This window comes from Nocardioides sp. (assembly GCF_047607365.1).
GTDB lineage: Bacteria > Actinomycetota > Actinomycetes > Propionibacteriales > Nocardioidaceae > Nocardioides.
The window spans coordinates 1-18,433 of sequence record NZ_JASGDD010000172.1 but is presented as its reverse complement, the minus strand read 5'-3'; the positions used below and the strand labels follow the sequence as shown (position 1 = coordinate 18,433).

Annotated in this window: 21 protein-coding genes; 13 read left to right on the top strand and 8 right to left on the bottom strand. The window is 71.3% G+C overall.

What is annotated here, in order from left to right; all coding sequences use genetic code 11:
• The 5 genes from QM572_RS13485 to QM572_RS13465 form a co-directional block, all read left to right on the top strand.
• A partial coding sequence (locus QM572_RS13485; RefSeq protein ID WP_415093953.1) for a hypothetical protein occupies positions 1 to 296 on the top strand: 296 nt, incomplete at its 5' end.
• Positions 297 to 334: 38 nt separating this feature from the next.
• Positions 335 to 2,350 (top strand): methylmalonyl-CoA mutase family protein, encoded by a 2,016-nt coding sequence (locus QM572_RS13480; protein WP_415093952.1) that lies wholly within the window; start codon positions 335 to 337, stop codon positions 2,348 to 2,350.
• Positions 2,337 to 3,332 (top strand): methylmalonyl Co-A mutase-associated GTPase MeaB, encoded by a 996-nt coding sequence (locus QM572_RS13475; protein WP_415093950.1) that lies wholly within the window; start codon positions 2,337 to 2,339, stop codon positions 3,330 to 3,332. Before QM572_RS13480 ends, QM572_RS13475 begins: the two co-directional genes overlap by 14 nt.
• A gap of 56 nt (positions 3,333 to 3,388) precedes the next feature.
• Positions 3,389 to 3,601: a hypothetical protein gene (locus QM572_RS13470; RefSeq protein ID WP_415093948.1), complete on the top strand. Its 213-nt coding sequence runs from the start codon at positions 3,389 to 3,391 to the stop codon at positions 3,599 to 3,601.
• Between the two features lie 34 nt (positions 3,602 to 3,635).
• A complete protein-coding gene (locus tag QM572_RS13465) occupies positions 3,636 to 4,160 on the top strand; it encodes a ferritin (RefSeq protein WP_415093946.1) in 525 nt (174 codons plus the stop codon).
• Between the two features lie 26 nt (positions 4,161 to 4,186).
• On the opposite strand, the gene QM572_RS13460 is transcribed toward QM572_RS13465, so the two are convergent.
• The 3 genes from QM572_RS13460 to nucS are packed head-to-tail and all read right to left on the bottom strand — an operon-like array spanning position 4,187 to position 6,269.
• Positions 4,187 to 4,750, bottom strand: a complete 564-nt coding sequence (locus QM572_RS13460; protein ID WP_415093944.1) for a DUF952 domain-containing protein — start codon at positions 4,748 to 4,750, stop codon at positions 4,187 to 4,189.
• A 9-nt stretch (positions 4,751 to 4,759) separates the two neighbouring features.
• Positions 4,760 to 5,563 (bottom strand): hypothetical protein, encoded by an 804-nt coding sequence (locus QM572_RS13455; RefSeq protein ID WP_415093942.1) that lies wholly within the window; start codon positions 5,561 to 5,563, stop codon positions 4,760 to 4,762.
• Positions 5,564 to 5,570: 7 nt separating this feature from the next.
• Positions 5,571 to 6,269: an endonuclease NucS gene (gene nucS / locus QM572_RS13450; protein WP_415093940.1), complete on the bottom strand. Its 699-nt coding sequence runs from the start codon at positions 6,267 to 6,269 to the stop codon at positions 5,571 to 5,573.
• Between the two features lie 96 nt (positions 6,270 to 6,365).
• Between nucS and QM572_RS13445 the strand changes: the two genes are divergently transcribed.
• The 3 genes from QM572_RS13445 to QM572_RS13435 are packed head-to-tail and all read left to right on the top strand — an operon-like array spanning position 6,366 to position 9,907.
• On the top strand, positions 6,366 to 7,541 hold the full coding sequence (locus tag QM572_RS13445; RefSeq protein ID WP_415093938.1) for a 3-hydroxyacyl-CoA dehydrogenase NAD-binding domain-containing protein: 1,176 nt from the start codon (positions 6,366 to 6,368) through the stop codon (positions 7,539 to 7,541).
• Between the two features lie 37 nt (positions 7,542 to 7,578).
• A complete protein-coding gene (locus QM572_RS13440; protein WP_415093936.1) occupies positions 7,579 to 9,072 on the top strand; it encodes an MFS transporter in 1,494 nt (497 codons plus the stop codon).
• A 19-nt stretch (positions 9,073 to 9,091) separates the two neighbouring features.
• The gene (locus tag QM572_RS13435; protein WP_415093934.1) at positions 9,092 to 9,907 is read left to right on the top strand and encodes an alpha/beta fold hydrolase; all 816 of its coding nucleotides are present in this window, start codon (positions 9,092 to 9,094) and stop codon (positions 9,905 to 9,907) included.
• 13 nt (positions 9,908 to 9,920) lie between these two features.
• Here the strand turns inward: QM572_RS13435 and QM572_RS13430 are convergent, their stop codons facing one another.
• Complete coding sequence (locus QM572_RS13430) at positions 9,921 to 10,451, bottom strand: CGNR zinc finger domain-containing protein (protein ID WP_415093932.1); 531 nt, start codon at positions 10,449 to 10,451, stop codon at positions 9,921 to 9,923.
• Positions 10,452 to 10,490: 39 nt separating this feature from the next.
• On the opposite strand from QM572_RS13430, the gene QM572_RS13425 reads away from it, so the two are divergent.
• The gene (locus QM572_RS13425) at positions 10,491 to 11,510 is read left to right on the top strand and encodes an EamA family transporter (protein WP_415093930.1); all 1,020 of its coding nucleotides are present in this window, start codon (positions 10,491 to 10,493) and stop codon (positions 11,508 to 11,510) included.
• On the opposite strand, the gene QM572_RS13420 is transcribed toward QM572_RS13425, so the two are convergent.
• The 4 genes from QM572_RS13420 to mce are packed head-to-tail and all read right to left on the bottom strand — an operon-like array spanning position 11,470 to position 15,617.
• The gene (locus QM572_RS13420) at positions 11,470 to 12,600 is read right to left on the bottom strand and encodes an AI-2E family transporter (protein ID WP_415093928.1); all 1,131 of its coding nucleotides are present in this window, start codon (positions 12,598 to 12,600) and stop codon (positions 11,470 to 11,472) included. The two genes, QM572_RS13425 and QM572_RS13420, sit on opposite strands and share 41 nt — an antisense overlap.
• Positions 12,597 to 13,748 (bottom strand): hypothetical protein, encoded by a 1,152-nt coding sequence (locus tag QM572_RS13415; RefSeq protein WP_415093926.1) that lies wholly within the window; start codon positions 13,746 to 13,748, stop codon positions 12,597 to 12,599. Before QM572_RS13415 ends, QM572_RS13420 begins: the two co-directional genes overlap by 4 nt.
• Before the next feature lie 23 nt (positions 13,749 to 13,771).
• A complete protein-coding gene (gene ccrA, locus QM572_RS13410) occupies positions 13,772 to 15,112 on the bottom strand; it encodes a crotonyl-CoA carboxylase/reductase (RefSeq protein WP_415093924.1) in 1,341 nt (446 codons plus the stop codon).
• Positions 15,113 to 15,146: 34 nt separating this feature from the next.
• Positions 15,147 to 15,617, bottom strand: coding sequence for a methylmalonyl-CoA epimerase (gene mce, locus QM572_RS13405; protein WP_415093922.1), 471 nt, complete (start codon positions 15,615 to 15,617; stop codon positions 15,147 to 15,149).
• A gap of 58 nt (positions 15,618 to 15,675) precedes the next feature.
• On the opposite strand from mce, the gene QM572_RS13400 reads away from it, so the two are divergent.
• The 4 genes from QM572_RS13400 to QM572_RS13385 all read left to right on the top strand — a co-directional run.
• Positions 15,676 to 16,866, top strand: a complete 1,191-nt coding sequence (locus QM572_RS13400; protein WP_415093920.1) for an acetyl-CoA C-acetyltransferase — start codon at positions 15,676 to 15,678, stop codon at positions 16,864 to 16,866.
• Between the two features lie 153 nt (positions 16,867 to 17,019).
• Positions 17,020 to 17,181, top strand: a complete 162-nt coding sequence (locus QM572_RS13395) for a hypothetical protein (RefSeq protein ID WP_415093918.1) — start codon at positions 17,020 to 17,022, stop codon at positions 17,179 to 17,181.
• An 8-nt stretch (positions 17,182 to 17,189) separates the two neighbouring features.
• Complete coding sequence (locus QM572_RS13390) at positions 17,190 to 17,702, top strand: PH domain-containing protein (RefSeq protein ID WP_415093916.1); 513 nt, start codon at positions 17,190 to 17,192, stop codon at positions 17,700 to 17,702.
• Between the two features lie 31 nt (positions 17,703 to 17,733).
• On the top strand, positions 17,734 to 18,433 hold a 700-nt coding region (locus tag QM572_RS13385; protein ID WP_415093914.1), incomplete at its 3' end, for a co-chaperone YbbN.

Below are 18,433 nucleotides of genomic sequence, written 5' to 3'. Positions count from 1 at the left end.
GGCGGCGCCGGCACGGCGATGCCCGGCTGGCGGCCGCCGCGTGGCGCGACGCGCTCCGCGACCCCGCCTCCACGGATGCCGACGTCGACAGCGCGCGCCGTGCGTTCGAGCACGCGCTGACCGAGGTCGCCCTCGTCGAGCCCACGTGGCGCTCGCACCACCGCTGGGTCCATCGCCGCCGGCCCCTGGCCGAGGGCGTGGAGCATCCGGTCGACCAGATCGCCGCACTGCACGCCGTCCACGCGCGGCTTCTCGCCGCCACGGGGAGACGCCCCGGGGCACGGCCCGGGGGATAGGCATTACCCGTCGGTAACAAGCGCGTTAGGGTGACCCCATGGCTGACAACGACCGGCTGGCGCACCACCTCTACGACGCCGAGGGCGACGTCGTGCGCGACAAGCCGTGGATCATCCGGACCTACGCGGGCCACTCGAGCGCGAAGGCGAGCAACGAGCTCTACCGCTCCAACCTCTCCCGCGGCCAGACCGGGCTGTCGATCGCGTTCGACCTCGCCACGCAGTGCGGCTACGACTCCGACGAGGACATCGCCCGGCCGGAGGTCGGCAAGGTCGGCGTGCCGATCAACAGCCTCGACGACTTCGAGATCCTCTTCGACCAGATCCCGATCGAGCAGATGAACACCTCGATGACCATCAACGGCACCGCGATGTGGCTCCTCTCGCTCTACGTCGCCCTCGCCCGCGAGCGCGGCGTCGACACCAAGCTGCTCAACGGGACGACCCAGAACGACCTGATCAAGGAGTACCTCGCCCGCGGCACGTACATCTTCCCGCCCGCGGAGTCCCTGCGGATCATCGCCGAGATGTACGAGTTCTGCCTCGAGGAGATGCCGAAGTGGAACGCGTCGAACATCTGCTCCTACCACCTGCAGGAGGCCGGCGCGACGCCCACGCAGGAGCTGGCGTTCGCGCTCGCCAACGCGCTCTCGCTGCTCGACCTGCTCAAGGAGCGCGGCCGCTTCACCGACGAGCAGTTCGACCGCGCGGTCGGGCGGATCAGCTTCTTCGTGAACGCCGGCATCCGGTTCGTCGAGGAGATGTGCAAGATGCGCGCCTTCAACGAGATGTGGGAGGAGTTCACCACCGAGCGCTACGACGTCAAGGACCCCAAGTTCCGCCGCTTCCGGTACGGCGTGCAGGTCAACTCCCTCGGCCTGACCGAGGCCCAGCCCGAGAACAACGCCTGGCGCATCCTGATCGAGACGCTCGGCGTCACGCTGAGCCGTGACGCGCGGGCCCGTGCCGTCCAGCTGCCGGCCTGGAACGAGGCGCTCTCGCTGCCCCGGCCCTGGGACCAGCAGTGGGCCCTGCGCCTGCAGCAGATCCTGGCGTACGAGACCGACCTGCTCGAGTACCCCGACATCTTCGAGGGGTCCGTCGTCGTGCGGTCCAAGGTCGACGAGCTGAAGCGCGACGCGCTCGCCGAGATCGAGACGATCATGGCGATGGGCGGCGTGGCCCCGGCCATCGAGTCCGGCTACATGAAGTCTGCCCTCGTGCGGTCGATGGGCGAGCGGATGTCCGCGATCAACAACGGCGAGCAGATCGTCGTCGGCGTCAACAAGTGGACCGATGGCCTGCCCTCGCCGCTCCTCGCGGGCGAGGACGGCGGCATCTTCAAGGTCGGCGGCGACGCCAGCGAGACGCTGGAGAACCTCGAGCGGACCCGCAGGAGCCGCGACCCCGAGCGGGTCGAGCGAGCGCTGGAGGCGCTCAAGGAGGCCGCGCGCAGCGGCGAGTCCATGATGGAGCCGTCGATCGAGTGCGCCCTCGCGCGCGTCACCACCGGTGAGTGGGCCGGCGCGCTGCGCAGCGTCTTCGGCGAGTACCGCCCGGCCACCGGCGTCGACGGCCAGAAGCTCGGCCTCGCGGTCGATCGCGTCGAGCGGCTCCGCGAGCGGATCAACGTCCTCGCGGACAAGCTCGGCCACCGCCCGCGCATCGTGGTCGGCAAGCCCGGACTGGACGGCCACTCCAACGGCGCCGAGGTGATCGCGGTGTCGGCCCGCCACGTCGGATTCGACGTCATCTACTCCGGCATCCGGCTCTCGGCGGAGGAGATCGTCCGCTCGGCCGTGGAGGAGGACGCCGACCTGATCGGCGCGTCCGTGCTGTCGGGCTCGCACGTCGAGCTCGCGCGCCAGATCCGCGAGGGCCTGAAGGACGCCGGCGCTCACGATCGGATCAGTCTCGTGGTGGGAGGCATCATCCCCAAGGACGACTTCGACGCTCTCGAGCAGCTGGGCGTCAAGCGCGTCTTCACCCCGTCCGACTACGACCTGATCGACATCATGGAGTCGATGGTCGACGTCATCGATGCCGCCGGCTGATCTCGAGGAGCTGGTCGAGGGCGCGCTCGACCTGCACCCGCACTCCGTCGCGCGCCTGGTCTCGATCTTCCAGGACCGCCGGCCGGACGCCGCGGCGAGCCGGGCGCGCGTGATCGCGCTCCTCGACGAGCGTCAGGCGCCGGTCGCCCCCGTCATCGGCATCACGGGTACGCCGGGAAGCGGGAAGTCCTCGCTCGTGGGCCGGATCGCGGTCGACCTGATCGAGAGCGACCCCGACCTCTCGGTCGCGGTCCTCGCCGTCGATCCGTCCTCCCAGGTCTCCGGCGGGGCGCTGCTCGGGGACCGCACCCGGCTCCAGGTCGGCGCCGCGGACCACCGTCTCTACTTCCGCAGCGAGGCCTCCGACACCGAGCTCGGCGGGCTGAGCCCGTCCACGTTCCAGGTCATCCGATTGCTGACCCGCCTGTTCCGGTCGGTCATCGTCGAGACGGTCGGCATCGGGCAGAGCGAGGGGGACATCCGCCGGCTCGCCGAGTACGTCTACCTGGTGATCGCGCCCCACGGCGGCGACCAGGTGCAGTTCCTGAAGGCCGGCATCATCGAGATCCCCGACGCCTTCGTGCTCAACAAGTGGGACGTGCCCGGCTCCGAGGTCGGCTACCGCCAGCTGCGCTCGAGCCTGTGGCTCGCGCGGCCCTTCGACGCGGAGGAGACCCCGATCTTCCGCACCAGCGCCAAGACGGGCGTCGGTCTGGACGATCTCCGCGAGGCCGTCGCCGCCAGGATCCGCAAGGGCCCCGACGACGAGCAGGGCGCGCGAGAGGCGTACTTCTTCGAGCGCTGGGTGCGGACCGAATGGGGCCGCCGCGGCGTGGTCGCCCTGCACGAGGCCGGGGGCGCGTCGGCGGAGGTGGAGCGTCACGGCGGCTTCGACCTCGCCCAGCGCGCGTTCGACCCCGCGAGCAACCGTGCGAGCGGCCCAGCGAGCAACCCTGCGAGCGGGACCGACGACCTCGGCTGAGCTGCCGCACGGCGTACGTTTCAGGCAAGCCTTACCTCGTGCCGTAGGCTGGGGACGTGGGGAAGAAGTCCAAGGGCGCGAAGTCGTCGAAGGCGCAGAAGCTGCCGAAGACGAAGTGCTGCGAGTCCAAGAGCAGGTGCGGCCGCTGCCCGCTGCGCATGCTCAAGGAGGGCACCCTTCCCGACGGCATGACGGTCAAGCGGCGCAAGCTCGTGACGACCCGCGACGGCAAGCCGGTCAGCAAGAAGCAGCTGAAGAAGGCGGCATAGTCGCGTCGGCCCGGACGGCACTAGGGTTGCGGCCATGGTCGCCGAACGCTTCGCCCAGCAGCTGAACACCCAGATCGCCAACGAGCTCGCCTCGCACAACCAGTATCTGGCGTGCGCGATCTACTACGACGCGCTCGTGCTGCCGCAGATGGCCGCGTTCTTCTACCGGCAGGCCTCCGAGGAGCGCGACCACGCGCTGATGATGGTGCAGTACCTCCTCGACACCGACCAGCCCGTCGACGTCGGCGCCGTCCCGGCCGCGATCTCCTCCTTCGAGGACGTCGTCGCCCCGGTCGCCCTCGCCCTCGACCAGGAGAAGCGGGTGACGCAGCAGATCAACGACCTCTACCGCATCGCCCGCGAGGAGATCGACTTCGCCTCCGAGCAGTTCATGAGCTGGTTCATCAAGGAGCAGGTCGAGGAGGTCGCCTCGATGTCCGACCTGCTCGCCGTCGTCACCCGCAACAGGGACGACGTGGAGCAGATCGAGGAGTACGTCGCCCGGGAGGGCTCCGGCGGCGACTCCGACGCCACCGCCCCCAAGATCGCCGGCGCGTAGGGCTCGGGGCCCGTCGGGACGGGCTCTCAGCTCGGCTTCCTGCCGAGGTTGATCAGCCACGCCAGCACGAGGCCGGCGATCAGTCCGACCATGGCGCCGGGGAACGCCAGGCCGTCGTCGAGCGCGCCCATGCCGCTCGCCACGCCGAACGTCAGCCCCAGCACGAGCAGCGCCAGCCCGAACCGGAAGAACATCTCGCCGAGGAACGCCTGGGCGAACGTGCCCTCGGGCTGCGTGCGCGTCGTGGCGGCCGCCGCCGGGGCGGACTCCGCGAGCGGCAGCGGCGACAGGGGCACGGTCGCGACGACCGCGTCCGGGTTGAGCGGGCCGTAGACGTGCGGATAGGTGTCGTCCCCGACCGGGTCCTCCCGCCACGGCGACGTCAGCCGGTCGGTGTCGATGACGAGCAGGACCAGCGGCGTCGTCACGCCCCGGTAGTAGCGGTCCCGCACGGCCTCCCACTGGTCGCCGCGGGAGGTGTGGAGGAAGCCCTCCTCCTCGAGCGTCCGCCCGATCGTCGACGTCGTGTAGCCGCCCGAGACCTGCGCCGCCGCCCAGTCGACGACCGTGGCGATGTGGAAGACCTGCACGGGGGAACCCTAGGGCAGCGGCCGGCCCGGATCGCCCGCGCCGCTCCAGGCGCGCACCGCGTGGATCACGGCGGACTTCGGGTACTCACCCGCGGGCGGCGCCGTCTCGAAGAGGTCCAGCATGAGGAAGAGCGGGTAGTCCGGCGCCTGGGCCAGACGTCGTACGACGGCGCCGTCGCAGCCGATGACGGTCTCGCCCGCGCCCCAGACGACGGTCCAGGCGTGCGGCCGTGAGGCGGGGAACGGCACGCGCACCTCGGCCATGTCGGTCCTCAGCCGGGGATCGTGGTGGGCCTTGATCCCCACCCGGCAGGTGGTCGGCTCCCCGATCGCGGCCGCGTCGATCTCGAAGACGCAGATCTCCCCGGAGTCCTCCCCGCCGCGGTGCTCGGTGCCGATCAGCCACGCCGCGAGCATGCAGCCCTCGTCCGTGGACGCGCTGACGGTGAGGTCGACGCGCCCGCGCGAGGGCGCGAAGAGCAGCCGCGTCGGCGTCTCGGTCCGCACAGTCAGCCCGTCCTCGCGGTGGCGATGGGTCCCGCGGCCGGAGCCGACGGGTCCGCCGTACACGCCGGTCTGCAGGTTGGACACCCGCAGCGGTGCGTCCTCCGGGCGCCAGTCGGGCTGGTCCGCCTCGATCCGCAGCTCGATCCCGTCCGGGCGCAGGCGGTAGCGCGCCGCCGACCGCTCCGGCGTGGTCCACTGCGGGAGGTAGTGCGGCACCCAGCGGGCCGGGCTGAGGCCGGCCGAGAAGTCCTCGTCGAGGTCCGGCGCCCGCTCCGGTGGCGGCGGCAGGGGCTCGCGGGCGTCCATGGCGACGCTAGAAGAGGCGCTCGGTGGGGTCGTCGAGGCCGCGGAGGGCGTCGTAGTCCACCAGGGCGCAGGCGATGCCGCGGTCGGAGGCGAGCACCCGGGCCTGCGGCTTGATCTCCTGGGCGGCGAAGATGCCGCGCACGGGGCCCTTGGCGGTGAGCAGCGGGTCGCGGTTGAGCAGCTCGAGATAGCGGGTGAGCTGCTCGACGCCGTCGATCTCGCCGCGTCGCTTGATCTCGACGGCCACCGAGATCCCGGCCGCGTCGCGGCACATCAGGTCCACCGGCCCGATCGCGGTCATGAACTCGCGGCGTACGAGCGTGAGGTGGGGCTCGATGGTGCCGGGGTGCTCGGCCAGCAGCTCCTGGAGATGCTTCTCGACCCCGTCCTTCCGCAGGCCGGGGTCGACGCCGAGCTCGTGGGAGGAGTCGTGGTGGACCTCCTGGATGAGGATCCGGAGCTGGTCCGGGGTGGCTCCCTTCGGCGCCTTCGCCTCGACGGTCCACTCGACCCGGCCGTCCTCGAGGGAGCCCTCGCGGAAGGTGCACGGCGGCGACATCCAGTTGAGCGGCTTGTAGGAGCCGCCGTCGGAGTGGATGAGGACCGAGCCGTCCGCCTTGAGCATCAGCACCCGGGTCGCCATCGGCAGATGGGCGGTGAGTCGCCCCGCGTAGTCCACCTGACACGTCGCCACCACAAGTCGCACGGTGCAGAACCCTATGACAGAGCACACGGAAGTTGTCTCGTTCAAATGTTACCCGCGGGTAGCCAGCGGCCTCCCCGGTCGGCACAATGGCGCCCCATGAGCTCTGAGATCGTGACCGCCATCACCGCCGACGGCCCTGCCGGCGAGATCGCCCGCACGCTGCTGTTCCCCTACCTCAACAACGCCGCCGGCTTCCTCGAGACGTCGTACGCCACGGCGGCCGACATCGACGCGGGGCTCAAGCTCGGCGCCAACTACCCCGTGGGCCCGATCGCGCTCATCGGCGAGCTCGGCCCGCAGGTCGTCATCGACGGCCTCACCGAGCTGCACGCGAAGACCGGCGACCCGCTGCACGTCCCGAGCCCGGTGCTCGCGTCGCTGGCCTCCGCCCCGGCCGAGGACGAGGCGGCGCCGGAGTTCAAGCAGGAGATCACGGTGGTCGGCGTCGTCGGCACCGGCACGCTCGCCTCCGGCATCATCCAGGTCAGCGCCGCCGCCGGGTACGACGTCGTGGTGGTCGGACGCGGCCAGGACAAGCTCGACGCCATCACCGCCTTCGTCACCAAGAACTACGACCGCCTCATCGAGAAGGGTCGCGCCACCGAGGACGACAAGAGCAACGTCCTCGACCGGATCACCGGCAGCACCGAGCGCACCGCCCTGGGCGACGCCGACATCGTCATCGAGGCCATCGCCGAGGACCTCGAGCTGAAGAAGGCGCTCTTCGCCGAGCTCGACCAGATCGCCAAGCCGGGCGCCATCCTGGCCACCAACACCTCCTCGCTCTCGATCGCCGAGCTGGCCGCGCAGACCGGGCGCCCCGACAAGGTGGTCGGCCTGCACTTCTTCAACCCCGCCACCGTGCTCAAGCTCGTCGAGGTCGTCTCGGCCGGGACCACCGGCGCCGACACCACCGAGACCGCGAAGGCGTTCGCCCGCTCCGTGGGCAAGCACCCGATCTCCGCGGGCGACCGCGCCGGGTTCATCGTCAACGCCCTGCTCTTCCCCTACCTCAACGACGCGGTGAAGCTCTCCGAGGCCGGCGGCTACTCGCTGGCGGAGATCGACGACGCGCAGAAGGCGACCGGACTCCCGCTGGGCCCGTTCGAGCTGCTGGATCTCGTCGGCAACGACGTGTCGCTCGCCATCCAGCGCACGCTCTACGGCGCGTTCGGCCACAAGGGCTGGGCGCCGGCGCCGACGCTGGTCGCGAAGGTGGAGGCCGGCGAGCTCGGCCGGAAGACCAAGAAGGGCTTCCACGACTACAGCTGAGGTATGCGGCCGATGACGGCCGGGTAGTTCCCCGGTCATGAGCGTCGAGATCGGGAAGATCGCCACCGACATCCCAGCACGGCTGGACCGGCTCCCGTGGGCGCGCTGGCACTGGCTGGTCGTCATCGGCCTCGGGGCGGTCTGGATCCTCGACGGCCTCGAGGTGACGATCGTCGGCTCGATGTCCAGCGCGCTCAAGCCGAGCGACACCGGCCTCGGGATGTCCAACTTCGACGTCGGGCTCGCCGGAGCGGTCTACGTGGCCGGAGCGTGCCTCGGCGCGCTCCTCTTCGGCCAGCTCACCGACCGCCTCGGTCGCAAGCGCCTGTTCCTCGTGACGCTCGCGGTCTACACGGTCGCGACGGTCCTCACGGCCTTCGCCCCGGCGCCCTGGTGGTACTTCATCGCCCGCTTCCTCACCGGCGCGGGCATCGGCGGCGAGTACGCCGCGATCAACTCGGCCATCGACGAGCTGATCCCGGCGGCCTACCGGGGCCGGGTCGACGTGGCGATCAACGGCTCCTTCTGGGTCGGCGCCGCGGCCGGATCGCTCCTGACCATCCCGCTGCTCGACCCCAACGTCATCGACGCCGCCTGGGGCTGGCGCCTCGCCTTCGCGCTGGGCGCGGTCCTCGCCGTCGGCATCCTCGTCGTGCGGCGGCACGTGCCCGAGAGCCCGCGCTGGCTCTTCATCCACGGTCGTGAGGACGAGGCCGAGTCGATCGTCCGCGACATCGAGCGCACCGTCGTCGACGAGACCGGCGACCGCCTCGCCGAGCCCGAGGAGAGCATCACGGTCCGCCAGCGCCGCTCGATCGGCGTCGGGCTCATCGCGCGCACGGTGATCACGCTCTATCCCCAGCGGACGATCCTCTGCCTCTCGCTCTTCGCCGGCCAGGCGTTCCTCTACAACGCCTTCTTCTTCACGTACGGCGACACCCTGACCACCTTCCTCGACGTCGACCAGACCGGGTGGTATCTCGCCGCCTTCGCGGTCAGCAACTTCCTCGGGGCACTGCTGCTGAGCCCGCTCTTCGACCGCATCGGCCGGGTGCGGATGATCACCTTCACCTACGTGCTCTCCGGTGTGCTGCTCGCCGCGGCGGGCGTCTTCCTCGGCAGGTTCGACGCCGTCGGCCTCACGCTCATGGGCGCGATCGTCTTCTTCTTCGCCTCCGCCGGCGCCTCGGCCGCCTACCTCACCGCGAGCGAGGTCTTCCCGATGGAGACCCGCGCGCTGTGCATCGCCTTCTTCTACGCGCTGGGCACGGCGATCGGCGGGATCAGCGGGCCGCTCTTCTTCGGCTGGCTGATCGAGCGCGCCTCGGACAGCAAGGACATCACCGCCATCGCGATCGGCTACTTCATCGGGGCGGCGCTGATGATCGCCGCCGGCATCGTCGAGGCGTTCCTCGGCGTGCGGGCCGAGGGCCGCTCCCTGGAGTCGATCGCGCAGCCCCTCACCGTCGAGGACTCCGAGGACTCCGGGGAGGACCGGACCGAGGCCAGGCGCCACCTCGCCTCCCACTAGCCCCCACTAGCCTGGATCCGTGCCCGCCCTCCACACGACCACGCTCGGGGACGGGGGGCAGGCGGGCCCGGTCGTCTTCCTGCACGGCCTCTTCGGCCAGGGCCGCAACTGGCACACGCTCGGCAAGCGCCTCGCCGCCGAGGGGCACCCGGTCACGCTGGTGGACCTGCCCAACCACGGCCGCTCCCCGTGGACCGAGCACGTGGACTACGTCGAGATGGCCGACGCCGTGGCCGAGACACTCGGGGCCGGCCGCCCCGTGACGCTGGTCGGCCACTCCATGGGCGGCAAGGTCGCCATGGTGCTCGCCCTGCGGCATCCGCGGCTGGTCGCGCGGCTCGTCGTCGCCGACATGTCGCCGGTGGACTATCCGGTGGAGGAGGACGAGACGACCGGGGGAGTGCTGCGCTACGCGCGGATCCTGCGGGACGTGCCGCTCGACGCCCTCGGCTCCCGGGCCGAGGTCGAGGACGCGCTGCGCCCCGAGGTCCCCGACGACACCGTCCGCGCCTTCCTCCTGCAGAACCTCCACCGCACCGACGCGGCGGGGGGCACCGGCTTCCGCTGGGCGGCCAACGTGCGGGTCCTGGCCGCCGAGGGAGCCGCCCTGGCGTCCTGGCCCGCCGACCGGCTGGCCGGCCTGCCGGCGTACGAGGGCCCGGTGCTGTGGATCGCCGGCGGCCGGTCGAGCTACGTCCGCGCGGAGTACGACGAGGCGATGCGCCGGTGGTTCCCCCACGTGCGCAAGGTGACGATGAAGGACACCGGGCACTGGGTCCACTCCGAGCGCCCCGCGGTGTTCGCGGAGATCCTCGAGAGGTTCCTGCAGGGCTGACGCGACCCGGACCTCAGCCGCGGCGCGCGCGGTAGGCCTGCTGGGCCGCGCGGTTGCCGCACGTCACCGAGCAGAACCGCTTCGAGCGGTTGCGGGAGAGGTCGAGCGCGATCGAGGCGCAGTCCTCGATCGCGCAGACCGAGATCCGCGACGACTCGTTGTCGCGGATCACGTCGATCATCGCCACCGCCGCCTCGACCGCGATCTGCGTCGCCAGGGGCGCGTCCAGCGGCTCGGCGTGGATGTGCCAGTCCAGCGGGTCGTGCCGCACCAGTCGCGGCACGGCGTGGGCCTCGCGCAGGATGTCGTTGACCATCGCCGCGGCGTCGTCCCGGTCGGCCAGCAGCAGCGTCCGCAGCCCCTCCCGCGAGGCGCGTACGTCGTCGAGCTCCGCTCGGGTGCGCTCATGCCTCCCGGTGTAGCCCCACCGGTCGTAGAACTCGTCGAGCTCCTCCACCCGGGTGAGCAGGTCCGGCTCCCCGGCCGTGTTGACGAGCTCGACGACCGCCTGCAGCGTCATCTCGGTGTCATGAGCGAAAACCACGTTGACAGATTACATGACGGCCACCTAGTGTCAGGAGTCATGAGCAGCATCGCCTATGACGTGTCGGGGAGTGAGTCGGGTGGTGAGTCGATCGTGAACGAGTCGTCCCGTCTGGGCGCGGGCGTGCTGCTCGCCGTGGTCTCGGCCTTCACCTTCGGCATGTCGGGCTCGTTCGCCTCGGCGCTCTTCGAGGCGGGCTGGAGCCCGGGGGCCACGACGCTGGTCCGCTCGGCGATCGGCGCGCTGGTGGCCCTGCCGTTCGGGCTCCGCGCCCTGGCGGGGCGCTGGCGCCTGCTGCGCGCCAACGCAGGCCTGCTCGCGGCCTACGGCCTGCTCGCCGTGACCGGCGCGCAGTTCTGCTACTTCATGGCGGTCCAGCGGATGGAGGTCGGCCCCGCGCTGCTGATCGAGTACACCGCGCCCGCCACCGTCGTGGTCTGGATGTGGCTGCGGCACGGCCAGCGACCGGGCCTGGTGACCGTCCTGGGCGCGGTGCTGGCGGCCGCGGGACTCGTGCTGGTGCTCGACCTGCTCGGCGGCCCGAGCCTCAACCTCGCGGGAGCGGCATGGGCCCTGCTCGCGATGGTCGGCGCCGCCACCTACTTCATCGTCAACGCCGACGACAGCAGCGGCCTCCCGCCGGTCACCCTGGCCGCCGGCGGACTGGTGGTCGGCACGCTGGCGGTCGCCGTCCTCGCCGTCGTGGGGATCCTCCCCATGTCCGCGACCACCGACGACGTCGTGCTGCGCGGGCAGGAGCTGCCCTGGTGGCTCCCGATCCTCGCCCTGGGCGTGATCACCTCCGGGCTGGCCTACCTCACCGGCGTGGCCGCGGGGCGCCTGCTCGGCGCCCGGCTGGGCGCCTTCATCGCGCTCCTCGAGGTGGTCGCGGGAGTCTTCTTCGCCTGGCTGTTCGTGGCGCAGCTCCCGACGGCGATGCAGCTGGTCGGCGGCGGGCTCATCCTGGCCGGGGTCGTCGCGGTCAAGCTCGGTGAGGCTCCCCAGGGGCGGCCGGACGCTACGACAGATCCTGTTGTCGGACGAACACCTCACGGGTGATCAGGAGCAGCGCCGCGGCGGTCGGGATGGCGAGCAGCGCGCCGACCACCCCGAGCAGCGAGGCGCCGATCAGCGCGGCGATGACCGTGAGCGATCCGGGGATGTCCACCGAGCGCGACATCACCCGCGGATAGATCACGTAGTTCTCCAGCTGCTGGTAGATCACGTAGAAGATCACGCAGAACAGGCCCGTCTTCACGTCGGTGGCGAACGCGATCGCGCAGACGATCGCGGCGCCGATCGTGGCGCCGATCATCGGGATGACGTCGAGCAGGAAGACGACGAAGGCCAGCGCGACGGCGTACTCGCCCATGCCGACGACGAAGAGGAAGACGGCGGTCGAGACACCGGCGCACAGGGCCACGATGAACGCGCCCGAGACGTAGCCGCCGATGCCGCGGATGACCTGATCGCCCAGCTTGCTCACCCGGTCGCGCCGCGAGGCGGGGGCGAGCTGGTAGAACGCCTTCTTGGTGACGTCGAGGCCGGCGAGGAAGTAGAGCGTCAGCACGAAGACGACGAACGCGTTCACCAGCGCGCCGAGCACGGCGAGGCCGACGCCGAGCGCGCCGCCGAACACGCTGCTGGCGAAGTCGCCGTCGGTGATGTACTCCTTCACCTTCTCGATGATGTGGTAGTCGTCCTCGAGGCTCTGGATGCGCTTGTTGGACTCGAGGTTGTCCAGCCACGTCGGCGCGTTGGTGCCGATCCGGGTCACCTGCTCGGTGATCACCGGGACGAAGGCCACGAAGAAGAGCGCGAGCGCGGCCAGCACGAGGATGATCACCACCGTGACGGCCCACGGCCGGCGCAGCCCCCGCCGCTCGAAGAAGCGCACCGACGGGTCGAGCCCGGCCGCGATGAAGAACGCGACGAGGATCTCGATCAGCACGCTGGCGATCGACCAGAGGATCCAGCCGAGGCCGAGTGCGGTGAGCCCGCCGAGGGCGGCCAGGAAGCCGGCGAGGTAGGGCGCCCGGCGGTCGAACCGCGGCCCGGGCGTCCCGAGGTCCGCCTCGGCGGCGCGGGGGATCCCGGCGTTGTCGGTGCCGTCCGACTCGTCGGGGTCGGGGACGGGAGCGTCGCTCACGTGGTCGTCGCCTCGGCGTCGGACGTGCCCTCGGACGTGCCGTCGGAGGCGCTCTCGGCCGGCGTCTCGGCCCCGGGCTCGTCCGGCTCGTCGCGGGCGAAGCCCGCCACGATGTCGCCGAGCGAGGCGAGCTGGGCCGAGATCGCGTCGCGGCGCTTGGTCACCCGGACCACCTCCGCCTTGACGGCGGCGAGCGCCCGCTCGGCCTCGGAGGCGCCCGACAGCGTGATCGACTCGGCCTGGGTCCGCGCGGCGCTGAGGATCTGCTCGGCCTCGCGACGCGCACGGCTCAGCAGGGCCTCGGAGTCGCTCTGCGCCTGCTGGCGGGCCTCGGCGACCTGCGCGTTGGCGGCGCGGGCGCGGTCCTCGGCGTCGGCCGCCCGGCGCTCGGCGTCCTCGACCAGCGCGCGCGTCTCGGCCAGCTTGGAGGAGTGGAAGTCGGTGGCCTCGCGCGCCAGGCGCTCCTTCTCGACGGCGAGCATGCGACGGGCCTCGGCGACCTCGCGGTCGGCGCCGGTTCGCGCCTGCTCGACCTCGCGCTGCGCCTGCGTGCGCAGCTCGGTGGTCTCCTGCTCGGCCGCCAGGCGGAGCTGGTCGGCGTCGCGCTTGGCGGCGCTGCGCAGGTCCTCGGCCTCGGCGCGCGCCAGAGTGCGCTCGCTGTCGGCGTCGCTCATCAGCCGCGAGCGGTGCTCGTCGAGCTCCTTGTGCTGCTCGGCCCGCAGCGCGTCGAGCTCGCGGGTCGCCTCGAGGCGGATCTCCTTCGCGTGCCTGGCCGCCTGGTCGAGTACGTCGGCGGCCTCGCGCTCCGCGGTGGCGCGGATCTCGGCAGCCTCCTCCTCGGCGAGCCGCAGCAGGGCGCTGGCACGGCCGCCCAGGCCGGCGTACGACGGCGACTTCGCCTCGGCGAGCTCCTCGGTCGCCGCCGCGAGCCGCTGCTCGAGCTCGGCGATGGCCCTGCGCGCCGCGGCGAGGTCGGCGGAGAGCGCGTTCACGCGCTGGCCCTGCTGCGCGAGGACCGCGTCCACGGCGTCGCGCTCGTAGCCACCCCGCCGGGCAAGCGGAAGGCCGGCCCCGCTGCCCGCGCCCGGAGGCGCCGGCGGGGGACCGGCCTGACCGCTGTCGAAGATCGAGAGGCCCTGATCGCTCATGCGGCCATCTTGTCAGACGACCCTCAGATGCCTCGGAACCTGTTGATCGCATCGATGTGCTTGGCGCGGAACTCCTCGTCGCGCACGCCGAGCCCCTCCTCGGGGGCCAGGCAGAGCACGCCGACCTTGCCCTGGTGGAGGTTCTTGTGCACGTCCAGCGCCGCCTGGCCGACGTCCTCGAGCTTGTAGCTGCGCGAGAGGGTCGGGTGGATCTTGCCCTGGGCGATCAGGCGGTTGGCCTCGAAGGCCTCGCGGTAGTTCGCGAAGTGCGAGGAGACGATCCGCTTGAGGTTCATCCACAGGTAGCGGTTGTCGAACTCGTGCATGAAGCCCGTGGTCGAGGCGCACGTGGTGATGGTGCCGCCCTTGCGGGTGACGTAGACGCTAGCGCCGAAGGTCTCGCGGCCGGGGTGCTCGAAGACGATGTCGACGTCCTCGCCGCCGGTCAGCTCACGGATCTTCTTGCCGAGGCGCTGCCACTCCCTGGGGTTCTGCTTGGTGTTCTCCTCGTTCCAGAACTTCCAGTCCTCCTCGGAGCGGTTGATCACCATCTCGGCGCCCATGGAGCGGACGATCTTGGCCTTCTCCTCGTTGGAGACGACGCAGATCGGGTTGGCGCCGCCGTTGAGCGCGTACTGCGTCGCGAAGCCGCCGAGACCGCCCGAGGCGCCCCAGATGAGGACGTTGTCGCCCTGCTTCATCGCGCCGCCGTTCTTGCTCACGAGCTGGCGGTACGCCGTCGCGTTGACCAGGCCGGGGGAGGCGGCCTCCTCCCAGGTGAGGTGGTCGGGCTTCGGGAGGAGCTGGTTGGCCTTGACCAGGGCGACGTCGGCGAGACCGCCGAAGTTGGTCTCGAAGCCCCAGATGCGCTGCTCGGGGTCCATCATCGTGTCGTTGTGGCCGTCGGGGCTCTCGAGCTCGACGGAGAGACAGTGGGCGACGACCTCCTGGCCGGGCTTCCACTTGGTCACGCCCGGGCCGGTGCGCAGCACGACGCCGGCCAGGTCGGAGCCGACGACGTGGTAGGGCAGGTCGTGGCGCTTGGTCAGCGGCGAGAGACGGCCGTAGCGCTCGAGGAAGCCGAACGTGGAGACGGGCTCGAAGATCGAGGTCCAGACGGTGTTGTAGTTGATCGCGCTGGCCATGACGGCGACCAGCGCCTCACCCGGGCCCAGCTCGGGAAGCGCGACGTCCTCGACGTGGATCGACGTGCGCGGATCCTTGTCCCGGCTGGCGACCCCCTCGAACATGTCGACCTCGTCCTTGTGGACGGTCGCGGCGGTGTAGTGGTCGGGGATCTCGATGTTGGCGAAGTCCTCGGAGGCGGTGTCGCCGGCGAGGATGGCGTCAAGGATCTTCTGCATGGCAGCAGAGGTTACTGGCCGGTAACAACCTTGGCTAGTGCGCCCCGCCCTGGGCCGGCTCGACGAGCTCGAGGAGGACGCCGCCGGCGTCCTTCGGGTGGACGAAGTTGATCCGGGAGTTCGACGTGCCGCGCCGGGGGGCGTCGTAGAGCAGCCGCAGGCCCTGGGCCTTGACGGCCTCCATCGCGGCCTCGACGTCGGTGACGCGGAGGGCGAGCTGCTGGAGTCCGGGTCCGTTGCGGTCGATGAACCTGGCGATGGTGGAGTCGTGGCTCAGCGGGGCGAGCAGCTGGATCGCGCTGGGGTTGCCGCCGGCGACCTCGGTCCCGGGGTAGCCGACCATGGCCTCGACCACGCCCTGCTCCTCGTTGGTCTCGGTGTGGAACACGGTCATCCCGTAGGCCGACTGGTAGAAGGCGATGGCCTCGTCGAGGTCGGGAACGGCGATGCCGGTGTGGTCGATGGCGACGAAGAGCTCGGCGGGAAGATCGATCGGAGCGGTCATGGATCACATCGTGGCACAACGCTGGACGCCCTTGTTACCGGCGGGTAACCTCCGTCCCATGACCAACGTGATCGTGAGCGGGGCACGGACCCCGATCGGCCGTCTGCTCGGCAGCTTCAAGGGCCTCGCGGCCTCCGACCTTGGTGCCGTCGCCATCGCCGGCGCGCTGGAGAAGGCGGGCGTCGCGCCCGACCAGGTCGACTACCTCATCGCCGGCCAGGTCCTTCAGGCCGGCGCGGGTCAGAACCCCGCCCGCACCGCGGGCCTCAAGGCCGGCCTCCCGGCCGCGGTCCCGTCGATCACCATCAACAAGGTGTGCCTCTCGGGCATCAACGCGATCGCCCAGGCCGACCAGCTGATCAAGGCGGGCGACGCCGAGATCGTGGTCGCCGGCGGCATGGAGTCGATGACCCAGGCGCCGCACCTGCTGCCGAAGTCGCGCGAGGGCTTCAAGTACGGCGACACCGCGCTCGTCGACCACATGGCCTACGACGCGCTCTACGACCAGGCCACCACCCAGGCGATGGGTGCGCTCACCGAGGCCATCAACGCCGACCGCGGGATCCCGCTGACGCGTGAGGAGCAGGACGAGTTCGCCGCCCGCTCCCACCAGCTCGCCGCCGCCGCGCAGAAGAACGGCGTCTTCGACGACGAGATCGTCCCGGTGTCCATCCCGCAGCGCCGCGGCGACGCGATCGTCGTCACCGCCGACGAGGGCGTCCGCGGCGACACCACCGCCGAGGGTCTCGCGAAGCTCCCGCCGGCCTTCTCCAAGACCGGCACGATCACCGCCGGCTCGGCCTCCCAGATCTCCGACGGCGCCGCGTTCGTCGTCGTGATGAGCAAGGAGAAGGCCGAGGAGCTCGGCCTCGCGTGGCTCGCCGAGATCGTCTCGCACGGCCAGGTCGCCGGCCCGGACTCCTCGCTCCAGCTGCAGCCCGCCAACGCCACCGCCAAGGCGCTGGAGAAGGCCGGCCTGAGCGTCTCCGACCTCGACCTCGTCGAGTTCAACGAGGCCTTCGCCGCCGTCGGCCTGGAGTCGGCCAAGGAACTCGGCCTCGACCCGGAGAAGGTGAACGTCAACGGTGGCGCCATCGCCATCGGTCACCCGCTCGGCGCGTCGGGTGCGCGCATCACCCTCCACCTCGCGCTGGAGCTGAAGCGCCGCGGCGGCGGCGTCGGCGCGGCGGCGCTGTGCGGCGGCGGTGGCCAGGGCGACGCCCTCGTCATCCGCGTGCCGAGCGCGTAGGCGCGAAGGCGCCGTTCGACGCGGTCCGGAGACGGGACAGCGCAGGAGCCGATCGAGGCCGCCCGGGGAGGATCTCCCCGGGCGGCCTCGTCCGTTCGGTCCCTCGGCGCGCCTCCGGTCCAGGCCATCCTGGGGCTGATAGACCTTGGACACATGAAGAAGGTGGCCCTCGTTCTGCTCGTAGTCTTCGTCGGCTACTGGCTGTTCACGGACCCCAGCGGGCTCGCCGACACGACCCATGACGCCGCCGTCGCCGGGGGTGAGGGCGTCAGCAAGCTCTTCTCGGCGATCATCGACTTCCTGCATGACCTCTAGGCCGTGCCGTGCTGCGCCGGCTGATCGACCCCGACATCTCGACCCCGCTGCTGCGCGACCAGGGCGAGGTCATCGTCGACGAGGTCCGTCACCACTGGGTCGCGTTCACCCGCGCCGTCCTCGAGGCCGTGCTGGCCCTCGTCCTGCTGGTCGGCACGTTCCTCGTGCCCACCCAGCTGTCGACGATCGTGCTGCTGCTCGCGCTGGCCGTCGCGACGCATGCCTGCTTCCTGGCGCTGCGCGAGCATCGCGACCGCTTCGTGATCACCAACATGCGGGTCTTCCGCGTCCACGGCGTGCTCTCGACGCAGATCGCCACGATGCCGTTGAGCAGGATCCTCGACATCACGCTGACCAAGCCGCTGCTCGGCCGGGTGCTCGGCTACGGCCACTTCGTCTTCGAGTCCGCGGCGCAGGAGCAGGGTCTGCGCGACATCCGCTTCGTCGCCCGTCCCGACGACCGGGACCACGCCATCCAGAGCGTGGTGCAGCGGGCCGGGCTGCGCCCGGCCGTCGGCTGAGCCCGGGGAGCGCCACCCTAGAATCGGGGCCATGACGCACGGCGCCTTCGACCTCTCCGGGCTCCAGCGGCCCGCCGCCCCCGCGACCCCTCCCGTGCCCGGCGCGGCCGGACCCGCCCCGGTGGCCGGCGCCTACACCGTCGAGGTGGACGAGTCGACCTTCCAGTCGGCGATCGAGGCCTCGATGACGGCCCCCGTGGTGCTCGTCTTCACCTCCGGCAGCCGGATGCCCGCCAGCGTCGCCTATGCCCGCGACGTCAGCGAGGTCGTCGAGGCGTACGACGGCCGCTTCCTCGCCGCGATCGTCGACGCGGACACGGCGCCGACCATCGCCAGCGCCCTGCAGGTCCAGCAGGTGCCGACGACGTACGTGCTGCTCGACGGGCGCCCGGCGATGCAGCCGATCCCCGGGGTCGTCACCCGGGAGGAGCTTCAGGCGCTCTTCCAGCAGCTGGGCCAGCAGCTGACGATGCAGGGCATCAGCGCCCGGCACCAGCCGCGTCACGCGACCGACGAGGACGGCGAGCCGGCGAGCGACCCGCGCTACGCGGCGGCCGAGGACGCGCTGGTCGCCGGGGACGTCGACCTGGCGGTCGCCGAGTACCAGCGGCTCGTGGACGGCAACCCGGCCGACGTGGAGGCGGCGCGCGGCCTCGCCATGGCCAAGGTGCTCCAGCGCACCCAGGGCGTCGACGCGACCGCCGCGGCGGCGGCCGCCGCGGCCGGCCCCG

Bases quoted from the DNA above. Each gene is read 5' to 3' on its own strand.
- QM572_RS13480 (WP_415093952.1), top strand. From the start codon at position 335: ATGGCTGACAACGACCGGCTGGCGCACCACCTCTACGACGCCGAGGGC.
- QM572_RS13475 (WP_415093950.1), top strand. From the start codon at position 2,337: ATGCCGCCGGCTGATCTCGAGGAGCTGGTCGAGGGCGCGCTCGACCTG.
- QM572_RS13465 (WP_415093946.1), top strand. From the start codon at position 3,636: ATGGTCGCCGAACGCTTCGCCCAGCAGCTGAACACCCAGATCGCCAAC.
- QM572_RS13455 (WP_415093942.1), bottom strand. From the start codon at position 5,563: ATGGACGCCCGCGAGCCCCTGCCGCCGCCACCGGAGCGGGCGCCGGAC.
- QM572_RS13445 (WP_415093938.1), top strand. From the start codon at position 6,366: ATGAGCTCTGAGATCGTGACCGCCATCACCGCCGACGGCCCTGCCGGC.
- QM572_RS13440 (WP_415093936.1), top strand. From the start codon at position 7,579: ATGAGCGTCGAGATCGGGAAGATCGCCACCGACATCCCAGCACGGCTG.
- QM572_RS13425 (WP_415093930.1), top strand. From the start codon at position 10,491: ATGAGCAGCATCGCCTATGACGTGTCGGGGAGTGAGTCGGGTGGTGAG.
- QM572_RS13415 (WP_415093926.1), bottom strand. From the start codon at position 13,748: ATGAGCGATCAGGGCCTCTCGATCTTCGACAGCGGTCAGGCCGGTCCC.
- ccrA (WP_415093924.1), bottom strand. From the start codon at position 15,112: ATGCAGAAGATCCTTGACGCCATCCTCGCCGGCGACACCGCCTCCGAG.
- mce (WP_415093922.1), bottom strand. From the start codon at position 15,617: ATGACCGCTCCGATCGATCTTCCCGCCGAGCTCTTCGTCGCCATCGAC.
- QM572_RS13400 (WP_415093920.1), top strand. From the start codon at position 15,676: ATGACCAACGTGATCGTGAGCGGGGCACGGACCCCGATCGGCCGTCTG.
- QM572_RS13395 (WP_415093918.1), top strand. From the start codon at position 17,020: ATGAAGAAGGTGGCCCTCGTTCTGCTCGTAGTCTTCGTCGGCTACTGG.